Source organism: Legionella sp. JM-2024, from assembly GCF_055389095.1.
Genome location: NZ_AP039388.1, coordinates 327,526 through 339,665, shown reverse-complemented (window position 1 = coordinate 339,665; position 12,140 = coordinate 327,526). Strand labels below are relative to the sequence as shown.

The following is a 12,140-nucleotide window of genomic DNA, read 5'->3' as shown; positions in this document are numbered from 1 at the left end:
AATAATCACCCTTTATGACGCAGCCATCAATCGTTTTACTTTATTAACGAAATTTGGACCTGGATCCGTTTTATCAGTTTGATAATTGGGATCCTTTTCTAGCCACAAGTCTGTTCCTTTGTACTGCAAATACTCATTATGGCCAATAACAAATTTTATTTGAGGGTATTTTTTCTTTAAATAGCACACAAGAAATGCATTTGCCTTTGCTTGTTCTTCTGTCAAATCATCTTTGCTATCCACACCCCCAACATTCTCAATACCAATAGCATAATGATTAAGACCAATGACATGTCTTGCCATCCAGGTTTCTGGCATAAGTTGATAGATACTTCCGTCACGGTCTACTAAAAAATGGCTAGAAACATTCAAATCCCCTGGCAGTTCAGTTCGTCTCGGCGAGTTTGCTGGCAAGGCTGGTGAATCAAATATTCGAAAGGTAATATCAAAACTTGATATGCAAGTCCAATGCAGTACAATCATTTTTGGTTCAATTTCTATTGACTTGGAATCGATCCCATAATGGGTCAATTGATATTCCCGAGTTAAAGCAATCCGTTTTTCATCAAACTGTATCGGTTTTTGAATAATGTTCTGTGGATCATAGCAAGAAAACGTATGCCCGAAGGTGCTAATGATAATAAGTAATATTGATATAATAATTTTCATATTGGGGGCAGTATATCATAAGAAATAACTTGTAAAAACAATGAGGTAAATTTTACTGTAGTTCTATGAGTCCATCACAGATTGAATTTCAAGATAGGGAAAACCAATTATAACAGGATTTTCTTATTCCTTTTCATGAACTAATAATAGCAACCCACCACCAATAATAAAAAAGGGAATAAGAACTGCCATACCTAAACGTTGGTTATCAGCCAAAGCTGTTATTGTACCTACTAATAAAGGTCCTAAAAAACTAGTCGCTTTACCAGAAAAAGAATAAAAACCATACATACGCGTAATCTCTTCTGGTTTAGCCAAACGAGTTAGAAACGTACGACTGGCCGCTTGAACGGGACCAACAAAAATGCCAATCACAGGTGCGAAAAACCAAAATAAAGTAGCTGAGTGAATAGTCAACAGGAAGCAAAAGGTTAATGTTAAGCATCCTAAAGCGATCAGAATTGTTTTTTTAGAACCAATCCAATCATCAAACCAAGCAAATAATCCTGCACCAAGGCCAGCTGTAATATTTAAAATGATTCCAAATATCATAATTTCACTGATACTTAAGTGAAAGGTGCCTGCCGCATAAATACCACCTAATGCCAATATGGAGTTCAGTCCATCAATGTAAAGAATTCTAGCTATTAAAAACAATGAGAGAGCACGTTGTTCAGGAAGACTCTTTATAGTTATCAACAACTCTTCCATACCTTTTCTAATAGCAAAACCTATCGTCAAGTGCACTCCTATTTTTTGTTGGACGGACAAAAATAAAGGCAAACTAAACACACAAATCCATACAGCCACAAATACAGCAACAGCGCGAATATTGGCAAAATTCTCTGACCCAAACCACAAACCAAAATCACCTTTCACAAAAACAAACAAGGATATTATCAAACAGAGTAAACCTCCTAAGTAACCACATCCCCAGGCCCAGCCAGAAATACGCCCCAAGTATTCTGATGGCGCTAAATTTGCCAAAAAAGAATTATAAAATACGGTTCCTACTTCTAATGCGAAATTACTAATAAAAACACAGGTCAGAGCTAAAGGAATCGAATGGCTACCAGGATAAGCAAACCACAATCCTGCCGTTGAAAGTATCCCCAGATAGGTAAAAAAGAATAACCAGGATTTGTGGTGCCCACTGAAATCTGCTATCGCGCCGACCAAGGGACTTATCAAGGCAATGAGTAAAGCCGAAGCCGAAATAGTATATCCCCACAACTCCGTACCCTGAATAGCATTAGATGCGATTTCATCAGTGAAATAGGTGGCAAATACAAACGTAAATATAACCACAAAGTAGGAAGAATTGGCAAAATCGTAAAATGCCCAAGCAATAATTTGTTTAATATCCCCTTTTTTTAAATCCCATTTTTTATGCATAGTCTCAACCATACCACTGCCTGAAGTTCAAAATTCCCTAATCATACTCTCTAAAGACATTGTAGATTTATATCATTATTGTGGTTGTGAAATTTGCTTTTGTGGAGAAAGCGCTGTGTTGTATGTTTAGATTGAAAAAAATCTTTAATCCATACAAAACACTATAGACGTTTTCTAATTGAGATCAACTAAAGTTTTTATTGAATATGAATGCCTTATAGGACTTATTTTAAAATTTCTTTCTTGAGAATATGCCTGTTACAATGCTGTCCGTTTCAGTTGAAAACGAAAATCTAATTAATAATTTTAATTGATGAGTTTTTTATGTCAGATGAGTTGGCAAACTACTATTTACAAAGTATGGGAATAGAAATTTGGGTACGGCGTGAATCCGCCCCTTCCAGTGAAAGACAGTTATCTGATTTGACCACTGAAGTTGCTTCATGCACACGTTGTTCTTTACATAAAACACGCACTCAAACTGTTTTTTCTCGTGGGAACCCAAAAGCAAAATTGATGATTATCGGCGAAGCTCCTGGTTTCTATGAAGATCAGAAAGGACAACCTTTTGTAGGTAAAGCAGGCAGTTTACTAAATAAGATGATGCACAGTATTGGGATAACTGAACAGGATATCTATATTGCCAATGTATTGAAATGTCGTCCACCTAATAATCGCGATCCGGCCTTAGAAGAAATTTCTCAATGCAGTTCTTATCTGATTCGCCAAATTAAACTCATTGAACCACACCTGATCCTTGCTTTAGGGCGTTTTGCCGGGCAATTTTTACTTGATAAACCACTTCCCCTTAAGCAATTACGCAATACACTTCATCGCTATGAAAATACTCCATTTATAGTAAGCTATCATCCTGCTTACCTATTACGTAATCCATCTGATAAGAAAAAAGCATATATTGATTTATTGGCTGCAAAAAAATTTCTAATGGATATGAAGTAATGAATTTTATTAGATGGCTCATATAAGCAGGGACTGTCTTTGAAAAAATTGTGAGAAAATGATTGTAATCATTCACAGACTGTGTTTAAAAATAGAGTTCATATATTGTGCAGCATAACGGGTCATTCTATGTGCTAACTATATCCGCTTCCTTAAGGTCGCGGCTCGGATTATATTAGCCAGGTACCACCAATACTGAGTGCTTGGCTAGTGAAATAGCCATCTCTCTTATAAAAACCACCATTACCGCTAATATTATTGTGACTTGCGAAACGAGTGTAGGCGTACTCAGTAAATAAGGAAATATGATTCGTTAACTGAAAATTCAATCCCCCTCCAACACGACCGCCTGGTTCATAATATTTATTCAAAATGCTGTTGCGAGTTCCCCTAGCCTCAAATTCAAACTGGCCATATGTGATACCAACAAGTCCATAAGCCCTCAGATTATCAGTTAACTGAGGTCCGGATACGAGTTGCAAGCCAATATTGTGGTTCATTCTTTTTATAGTTTTGGTCGTGGTGCCTTGAAACTCATGATCGATCTTATCAATGTTTACTGGTATTTCCAGAGCAACAACAAAACTTGGAAATCTCCACATATAACCCCCACGAACTCCATACCCGTGCTCATTTTCCTTATCGATAATGGATCGATTATTGTTGGGGTTATTTCTTTGAGTAATTTGGTGATGTGAGGTCAGCCATATCATTGTGCCAGTTAAAGACCCATAAAAACCAGAATGTGTGGCCTGAGCGTAAGAAAACGGGGTAAAAGTTAAGATAGTAATGCACAATCCTGCCTTTATGATTTTTAATATTTCTCTTTTGTTATCATTCATCATCATGATGGTTTTACAAGTTACACTTGTAATCCTTAATCTTTCAAAAACTTCTGTAAGTTAAAATTATAATGACCTATTCTATGTTAAACGATATCAACATTCCAACAGATATTTTATTATCCGATGACTGAGAACATGATCCCAAGAGATCTAGTAGAAACGTCATAAACACTTGATATTCTTTACCCCAATATCTCCTACAGTACACACATTTTGACTCACTATATACACTAATGTGTATGTATATACACATAAGCACTGGCTCCAACACTTAATGGATAATTAATCGGGTCATAATCTGTGATTTGGATTTGCACTGGTAACCTTTGGGGCAATAAAAACCAGTTGCTTTCGCTATTACGAACAATTTGTATTTGAGTAGCACGATGAGTTTCTAATCTACTGGCAGCCCAATTTCTGGAAAGAATCACTCCATGGTAAATTTTAGAACCGAAATACATTCGCGGGAAAATAGAGACTTTATCTCCTGGCTGGACCCTACGTAAATCTGTTTCATTAAAATTGGCTTGAATAAACAGTGTATCGGTGTCAGCAACCGCAAAGATTGGTTTTCTTATCTTAATTGGTGTTCCCAGTGCAACAAACATATCCTGGATGGCTCCATTTTGTTTCGCGTACACCGTTGTTTCATCTAAATCGATTTTGGCATTTTTCATCACTGCAATGAGAGATTGAATTTTCTTTTCCTGTACAATGACTTGCTGATGATTGAGTTCCAGCTCTTTTTCTAATGCTTTTAATTGACTCAATGCTGCGTTTTTTTCTTTCAACATAGTATTGACAGTAAGCTTTGATACCGCATGATCGCGTAATGCTGAATTATTATGCTCGTAATCAAAACGGAATTTTTCATAAAGTTCCTTTTGTGCTTGCAGCAAATATTCAGTTTTCTCGATTTGTTTATTTAATACTAATAACTGGGCTTTTGCCTCTGCAACATCACTGATAGCTTTTTTATAAGCCAGTTCATAAGGATCTTTGAATACTGTAAATAATGGTTGGCCTTTTTTTACCTCTTCTTCATTTCTGACATAAATGTTTGTGATATAGCCTTTTACGTTTGCAGCAACTGGGCGAACATTGGCGACAACAAAAGCATTATTTGTAAAGGGAAATAAATAAGAAAAATGATAAATCAAGACGAAAAGTAACACACATAATAGAATAGTTACAGGAAATCTAGTTCTGGTTTTGTCACTCATAGTGTCTTTCTTATCCTTATTTCAATTTAACCATGATCAAAGCATTAAGGTGAATTTTTATGTTTCATCCAGCTTAATCTCATATACGTCATAAATTAATATTATTTTCTCAATTTCGATATCAAACAGCGTTGTTTCTTTATGCATATTATTTAAAATGGCCTCTGTTGCTATTTTGTTTTGAATATTCGGGGTTTCTATAATTATTTCTTCTTCCACTACTGGCTCTCCAACAGAAATTTCTGTCTGTTTTGGCTCTTCATCTTGTTTCAGCAATTTTCGTTGCAGCATTCGTAAATTGCTCAGAAGCTTACTCAGCTGATCACATACCCATGGGTCGGCTCGAATCTCCTCGGTTGATAAATAATAAATAAATACGCTAAACAAACGAAATAAACGCCTGAAGTGTTGCATGGCAGCTATTGAATGAGGTATGAAAAATGCGGCATTTTTTGTTTCTATTTTGGCTTCGCTAATATGACGATTATAAAAAGTAAAACCATCGAGTATCTTATGTTCCAGTTCCAAGTATTCAGTATGGATCGTAGCTAATGATTTTTCTGGATCCAGATAGCTTTCTAAAAGATCCGCTAATTGGGTAATAAAGCTTAATTGAACTTCTAACACCTTATTTCTAGCATATTGGGGATAAAAAAACCTTATCATAAACATGGAGCCTATGATCCCAATAATGACATTAAATACCCTCAGAACAGCAGTATCTATGTCATTATAGTTCAGTAGCACAATAGTAAGAGTTACTGCGCCAATGGTACCAATATACGTTTTATCTCCCTCCATGAAAAAATAAGCATAAAGAAATAAACCAGGTACCAAAGCCATGATGTTGATCAATGGGTTATTTGCACAAAAGTAAACGATAATCATTCCGTATATGGCGCTTAAAGCAGTACCTGTAAAACGCAAAAATCCTTTCGTAAATACTCCACCGACAGTGGAGTATTCATACATAACAAACCATATGGTCACTAAAGTCCATGCGCTCTCTGGAACCTGGTAATACCAGGTAATAAGAAAAAGAAAAATACAAGTAAGAGATAATCGTAACGTGCGGATCGTTTTTTGCTGATCAATTCCCATGGTAGCCAGCTCCTAAATCTTGATATAAAGTGACCATGGATAACATCTTTTCCAGTTTATTTTGATTTATCATCAGTTCAAACTGATCCAATTTGATTTGGCATTTTATCCAATTTAAATTGTCATCAATTCCATGACGATAGCGAACTTCTGTTAAATGACATAACTGTTTCTCATTTACTAAAGCTGATTTATTGCTATTTAATTGTTCGCTATAGGCGGAGTAAGCTGACAAATCATTCGCCACATCTCGTAAAGCCTCACGAATGGCAGTAACGTATTTGATATATATTGTCTTAAATCGAGCTTTGCCTATACTAATCTGGGCAAAGAGTGGCAAATCGATTACTGGGCCATTCAAGTAAGCCTGTCCTAATTTAATTGCCCCTTTAATATTGGAACCTTCTCCTAGATAGGCCCCCAGGTTAATAGATGGTAACAGATTGGCTGTTATTGCACCGACATCAGCATGTGCTGCTTTTAACAAAGCTTCCGCCTCATGAACATCAGGCCTTGCACTTAGAACACTTGCAGGTAAGTTTTCTGGAATAAGTTTACTACTATTAATATTTTTAAAGGGTGTATTGACTTGGATGTCTCCAGGATTTTCATTAAATAAAAAATGCAATGCATTTTTACTGACTAAAATGTTATGTTTTGTAATCTTAATTTGCGCTTCAATCTGTTTTATCTGACTTTGGACTTGAGTAATGTTGTCCAGAGATGTTAAACCCGAATGATATTGGCTTTGAGTAAGTTTCAGATAAACTCTATAATCCTTAAGTAGTTTATTATATAAATTTAAAGCCTCATTTTGAGCGATTAAGGTAAAAAAACCGGCGGAAGTTTGGGCTATCACAATCAAATTCGCACAATATTTGGCATAAATACTGGCTTCCAGCATGGCTTTTGCACTTTTTTGTTGTTTATATAACTGCAAGATATTAACGATGTAAGCAGGATATGCTATTACTGTAGTGCCCGGGTTACCTAAAACAGGAAACTGGGTATAGCCTGCAAGAGCTGTAAGATTGGGTAACCAATTTAATTTTACTTGCTCCAACTGGCTTTGTGCGGATTCAATATTCGCCATGGCGAGGTGAATCTGGTAGTTATTGTGTAATGCTTTTTGAATAAAGTCATCAAGTTCCTGGTTATTAAATTGTTTCCACCAATACAGGCCAGGCAAATAAGCTGATTGCTTGGCTTGAGCAGGATACTGGTCTGGCCATTTCTGAGGTATGTTAACATTGGGTTTCTTGTAATCCGGCCCAAATAAGAAACACCCATTATTCAATAAAACACACAACAAAATCAGCCATCTCTTTTTGAACAATGAAAATCCTAGTCCCTGATATAATAAATAATATTGTGCTTTTGACCTTGTGGCTGTCAAGGGGTGATTGCATAAATCAAGCGCTATTGCGATTTATGAATAAAAGAAAACTATAATGCAAAAATCCATTGAAAAATTTCATATTATTATTTAATTAATATCATGAAGAGAAAGACTCCAAGTCCTACATGACAGCACAAAAAGATTTTTTCTCAGGTGGCCTCCATCGCAAACGGAGAAATTCTTGCGCCAGATATTCTTTATTTAGAAGCTGTGATTTGATGTCCTCAGCAAAGTCAGGTTTCAAACGATAACTTTCTTTAATAAAGGCTATAATATCCAATAAATAAGCCTGAGAATCGTTACAGGGCACTAATCCAAGATGAAGTATATTCCTTTCTTCATCAAAAACACAAAGTTGCTCGCCTCTTTCATGTTGAAGCTTAAGCTTCACAAAACCATCCATCGTTTCTCGAGCTTTTTTTTGAATATTTTCCGCATTACCGGAATAGATAATAACAACCTTAAGAATGTCACCACACTCATTAAAACCAAATTGAATGGATTGCAAAGACACCAAATGTCTTTGTAACCCACTGGGCATTAAAATAAATGCACAACAGTTATCTGATCTTTCATCAGTAAAATTACTGTACATTTTAAAATATAAAATCGTGTCTGTATCCAAGGGTTTAAACATTTTGTTGTACATTGAGCACTCCTTTCCCGAAAATTGAACAGACATTCACCTGAATGATGAAAAACTAATATTCCCCCCTATTTACCTTGAAAAATTAAAAAACTTCAAGCTCATTTTGCGAACTATTTAGAAATGAGTTGATCTTGTAAGTAAAGAGTAAACTGTCATATAACAAGAAATTTGTTTAACCAGGGTCTGTTGACAATTCGCTAGATTGAGCCAAAATGGGATGATTTTAGAGCACCGAAACGCAGCATACACGAAGTATGTGAGTATCGGAGCACATAAAATCATCCCACTTTGGCCAAGATAGTAGAATTGTCAACAGACCCTAGTCATTATAACAAACAAAGAGTGAAAGGAAGATTCGCGATCCATGGTATTTTTTAACGAAATGAAACGAGAATGTACTGGTTCTTATTAAGCCTGACTAATCCTACTGGAGTCTATATTTAACAGAATGAAATAGATATTCTATCTTACCGGCGACTACGCGAAACCAAATTAGATTTTTTTTGAGCCATACAAACTTTTAATGGGCGTCCATCAACTGACCGTCCATTCATCTTTAAAGCAGACTCTGCTTCGAGCTGAGAGGAAAATGTTATAAATCCAAATCCTTTCATTTGTCCTGTTAATCGATCCTTAATCAAGAATATCTCTTCGATTTTTCCGTATTTAGAAAATTCAATAGTTAATGTTTCTTCCGTTGTTCCGAATGGTAAATTACCAATATATATTTTTTTCTGTTTCATCATTGCCTCTCAACATTTTAACGAACAATGATCTAGAGGAAAGTAAGAGGATGATCTTCAAACGATCATAAAAGAATATTGCGCGTACAATTAAATTCACAGAAAGCTTAACACTTTGTATGTTTTTTAACAATCCGAGCCTGAATGAAAATAAATAAGACATCTTCATAACTAACTGTTATAATTAAGTTTCAAAGTTTATAAAATTTTTTTCAAAATACTGACTGTCGCCCATTCGTCCCCTCTAATTAATATCTCATTTTAATCACAAAAATAATGAGTGATTAATCTCGGAGTTCCAACATAAATATTTACCTATAAGGAAAATAATGAGTTTTAAAAAATTAGCAAAAGGCCAGTAAGTCAAAAACTGGAGCGCATTAAAATTAAGAATCTTGAATTTTCATATGGTTTTTCAGATTCAGCCTCGGCCAAGATACAACAGTATGTATCACAAAAACCTGGGTATCATAATAATTCAAAAAAATCCGGGACAGCTTTTAATAAGCATGCTTAAATAATGGTTTTTTAATTTTTAAATGCCGGCGGAGCGAAAAATAAACACTGAAGATTAGTTTATACTTAGTGAATTACACCATTTTAGGCACATGAGAGGAGACAATATGTTTGGTTTTTTAAATCTGACCTTATGGGGATACCTTTTGACAGGTCTTGTACTGACCCAAATCACCACTGCTGCTGTTACCATTTATTTACATCGTTATCAAACTCACCGCGCACTGATCTTACATCCAATTATCAGTCATTTCTTTCGTTTCTGGCTTTGGTTAACAACTGGAATGGTCACAGCAGAATGGGTCGCAATTCATCGAAAACATCATGCCACTACTGATGTGGAAGGAGATCCTCATAGCCCACAAGTATTTACTTTAAAAAAGGTATTTTGGCAAGTTCCAGAATTATATCGTGAGGCCTCTAAAGACAAAGATATGATACAAAAATATTCTTATGGTACTCCAAATGACTGGATTGAACGCCACTTGTATTCTCGATATTCTAATAAAGGCATACTTTTAATGCTCCTACTTAATCTTCTAATGTTTGGAGTTCTTGGAATTACTCTTTGGGCAATCCAAATGATGTGGATTCCTCTTTCTGCCGGCGTTGTCAATGGAATAGGACATTATTGGGGTTACCGTAATTATGAATCATCTGATGCATCAACTAATGTTTTTCCCTGGGGCTTATTGATTGCTGGTGAAGAATTACACAATAATCATCATACCTTCGCTTCCTCAGCTAAATTTTCAATTAAGTGGTGGGAATTTGATTTAGGATGGTTTTATATACGTTGCTTATCTTTTTTAAAACTTGCAAAAGTAAAAAAATTACCTCCGAGATTATTTATTGACAAGAATAAAGCCTATATAGATATGGATTCAGTAAAGGTCATTCTTGGCAATCGCTTTCAAATCATATCGGATTATTACAAACTGGTTATATCCCCTACTCTGCGTGATGTACAATACCGCATAAAAAATCGAGAATTAAAGGGTGCTCGCCATTTACTTAAAAAACGGAACGATCAGCTATCTCACTCTGACCAATTGCGATTGAAAACCTTACTAAATCAACATGAAAACCTACAGGCTGTTCATAGTTATCGTGAGTTATTACAGCAGATATGGGTGAAAACCTCCTTATCTAATAATGATTTGCTTAACTTAATACAAAAATGGTGTAAACAGGCAGAAGAATCAGGATTAATAGTGTTAAGGCAGTTTGCTTCACAATTAAAAGGTTATTCTCTCTAAGGTTTTATAGAGAGAATAACCCTTCGAAATACTAATCGAACATTGTTTCGAAGAATGAAGTTTACATAGCGTAAATAAGCACTGCAGAAACCTTTACAACGCAGCAATAAAATAAATGAGGTGGGTTATACAAGATGTCTATTGCATAACCTGCATTCATACAATCTAATCGACAGCTTTTTGTATTGTTCTCTCCGGGAAACGAATTTTTTATTACAATCCAGTATCCTGTCCCAGTCATCGGGTATATTATTGAAACTTTGCCTGGCAGATATTTTCATTGAATTCATAGAAAATATTCTCGCAAAAACCTATTCCTATTTCTTGGCACTCATAAATTCTTTCAATGAAATACTGGGTCTTCCATGCCTTTGAAACGATGATGTAAATCTTGTTTTGTCACATGCGATCATCAACCGATAATCGCACAATGCTCCATAAATAAAAAATAATATGCGTGCTGTCGCGAAAGCATCTAATAAATGTCTTTTAGACTCAAAAATCATATAATTTTTAAGACAAGCATCCATAAGCTGCAGATATGTTTCATCTTCATCTGTCAGCGCATGGTGTTTTTTTGCCTGCCCCAAACAGTTAATCAATGAAAAAAATGGATGTGAAATCACTATTTCACCTAAATCAATGATTGTGATAGCTCGCGATATATCGTCTATAAGTGTGTTATTGTCATTAAAATCCGGCTGGACAATGCTTGGTTTGATCGCAAAGTTGGATAATTTTTGACATAAATCGGAAACCTTTGGAAGCAGTTTTTCTAATTCATTAATTTCTTTTTCTGATAGTCCATCCGCTATCAATATCTCTTTTTGTGAAAGCAGTTGTCTATATAAATCAGGCAATTTATCTAATCGCCAATCAGGCACACCAATATCAAGAAAACTATTGACATGATCTGTAACGGTTAACTGAATCGATGTAAATTGATCAATAGCTTTACAAAGCAATGAGGCATCGAATTGCTTTTTCAGAGTTTCTCGCAACGGCCTGCCCGCGTCTTTCATTAAAAAACAATTTAATTCAGCATTGTGTGCAATGACTTCTGGAACAGAAACATGAAATTGATCATGTAAAATCTGGATAATGCTCGCTTCCAATGCGAGCAAATTTGGCGTGTGTTTCAAATAAATGTAACCATCGGATGTTGCAAAGCGGACCACATAAGACCAGGGTGTGTTTTTCACATTTTCTGGCAGATTGCTTTTTAGTGTATACCCATGAGATGAAAGGTATTTGCAACCCCACTGGATAATTTTCTTATTCAACTTGTCATTTCCTGTTCCAGGTTCCGTTGTCATAATTTACTTTCTACTACGCTATAAATTACTATGCTGTAAGTCCGTATAAAATTGTTTACAACGAA

General features: G+C 35.4%; 11 protein-coding genes. 2 read left to right on the top strand and 9 right to left on the bottom strand.

Annotated elements, in window-relative coordinates; genetic code table 11:
- Window positions 1–12: 12 nt before the first annotated feature.
- The gene (locus tag ACZ5EK_RS01415; protein WP_464431017.1) at window positions 13–669 is read right to left on the bottom strand and encodes an N-acetylmuramoyl-L-alanine amidase; all 657 of its coding nucleotides are present in this window, start codon (window positions 667–669) and stop codon (window positions 13–15) included.
- A gap of 123 nt (window positions 670–792) precedes the next feature.
- A complete protein-coding gene (locus ACZ5EK_RS01410) occupies window positions 793–2,064 on the bottom strand; it encodes an MFS transporter (RefSeq protein WP_464431016.1) in 1,272 nt (423 codons plus the stop codon).
- Between the two features lie 324 nt (window positions 2,065–2,388).
- On the opposite strand from ACZ5EK_RS01410, the gene ACZ5EK_RS01405 reads away from it, so the two are divergent.
- Window positions 2,389–3,024, top strand: a complete 636-nt coding sequence (locus ACZ5EK_RS01405; RefSeq protein WP_464431014.1) for a uracil-DNA glycosylase — start codon at window positions 2,389–2,391, stop codon at window positions 3,022–3,024.
- Between the two features lie 170 nt (window positions 3,025–3,194).
- On the opposite strand, the gene ACZ5EK_RS01400 is transcribed toward ACZ5EK_RS01405, so the two are convergent.
- The 6 genes from ACZ5EK_RS01400 to ACZ5EK_RS01375 form a co-directional block, all read right to left on the bottom strand.
- Window positions 3,195–3,872 (bottom strand): outer membrane protein, encoded by a 678-nt coding sequence (locus ACZ5EK_RS01400; RefSeq protein ID WP_464431013.1) that lies wholly within the window; start codon window positions 3,870–3,872, stop codon window positions 3,195–3,197.
- Between the two features lie 227 nt (window positions 3,873–4,099).
- Window positions 4,100–5,092 carry an HlyD family secretion protein gene (locus ACZ5EK_RS01395; RefSeq protein ID WP_464431012.1) on the bottom strand — a complete coding sequence of 331 codons (993 nt, stop codon included), beginning with the start codon at window positions 5,090–5,092 and terminating at the stop codon, window positions 4,100–4,102.
- Window positions 5,093–5,149: 57 nt separating this feature from the next.
- Complete coding sequence (locus tag ACZ5EK_RS01390) at window positions 5,150–6,193, bottom strand: FUSC family protein (protein WP_464431011.1); 1,044 nt, start codon at window positions 6,191–6,193, stop codon at window positions 5,150–5,152.
- Window positions 6,183–7,529, bottom strand: coding sequence for a TolC family protein (locus ACZ5EK_RS01385; protein WP_464431010.1), 1,347 nt, complete (start codon window positions 7,527–7,529; stop codon window positions 6,183–6,185). The genes ACZ5EK_RS01390 and ACZ5EK_RS01385 overlap by 11 nt, the downstream gene beginning before the upstream one ends.
- A gap of 184 nt (window positions 7,530–7,713) precedes the next feature.
- Complete coding sequence (locus ACZ5EK_RS01380) at window positions 7,714–8,241, bottom strand: hypothetical protein (RefSeq protein WP_464431009.1); 528 nt, start codon at window positions 8,239–8,241, stop codon at window positions 7,714–7,716.
- A gap of 467 nt (window positions 8,242–8,708) precedes the next feature.
- Window positions 8,709–8,984, bottom strand: coding sequence for an RNA recognition motif domain-containing protein (locus ACZ5EK_RS01375; RefSeq protein ID WP_464427619.1), 276 nt, complete (start codon window positions 8,982–8,984; stop codon window positions 8,709–8,711).
- 623 nt (window positions 8,985–9,607) lie between these two features.
- Here ACZ5EK_RS01375 and ACZ5EK_RS01370 point away from each other — a divergent pair.
- Window positions 9,608–10,759, top strand: a complete 1,152-nt coding sequence (locus ACZ5EK_RS01370; RefSeq protein WP_464431008.1) for a DesA family fatty acid desaturase — start codon at window positions 9,608–9,610, stop codon at window positions 10,757–10,759.
- A 317-nt stretch (window positions 10,760–11,076) separates the two neighbouring features.
- On the opposite strand, the gene ACZ5EK_RS01365 is transcribed toward ACZ5EK_RS01370, so the two are convergent.
- Complete coding sequence (locus ACZ5EK_RS01365) at window positions 11,077–12,075, bottom strand: phosphotransferase (protein WP_464431007.1); 999 nt, start codon at window positions 12,073–12,075, stop codon at window positions 11,077–11,079.
- Window positions 12,076–12,140 lie beyond the last annotated feature (65 nt).

Coding starts and splice junctions, on each gene's coding strand:
- ACZ5EK_RS01415 (WP_464431017.1), bottom strand. CDS start 669: ATGAAAATTATTATATCAATATTACTTATTATCATTAGCACCTTCGGG.
- ACZ5EK_RS01410 (WP_464431016.1), bottom strand. CDS start 2,064: ATGCATAAAAAATGGGATTTAAAAAAAGGGGATATTAAACAAATTATT.
- ACZ5EK_RS01405 (WP_464431014.1), top strand. CDS start 2,389: ATGTCAGATGAGTTGGCAAACTACTATTTACAAAGTATGGGAATAGAA.
- ACZ5EK_RS01400 (WP_464431013.1), bottom strand. CDS start 3,872: ATGATGATGAATGATAACAAAAGAGAAATATTAAAAATCATAAAGGCA.
- ACZ5EK_RS01395 (WP_464431012.1), bottom strand. CDS start 5,092: ATGAGTGACAAAACCAGAACTAGATTTCCTGTAACTATTCTATTATGT.
- ACZ5EK_RS01390 (WP_464431011.1), bottom strand. CDS start 6,193: ATGGGAATTGATCAGCAAAAAACGATCCGCACGTTACGATTATCTCTT.
- ACZ5EK_RS01380 (WP_464431009.1), bottom strand. CDS start 8,241: ATGTACAACAAAATGTTTAAACCCTTGGATACAGACACGATTTTATAT.
- ACZ5EK_RS01375 (WP_464427619.1), bottom strand. CDS start 8,984: ATGAAACAGAAAAAAATATATATTGGTAATTTACCATTCGGAACAACG.
- ACZ5EK_RS01370 (WP_464431008.1), top strand. CDS start 9,608: ATGTTTGGTTTTTTAAATCTGACCTTATGGGGATACCTTTTGACAGGT.
- ACZ5EK_RS01365 (WP_464431007.1), bottom strand. CDS start 12,075: ATGACAACGGAACCTGGAACAGGAAATGACAAGTTGAATAAGAAAATT.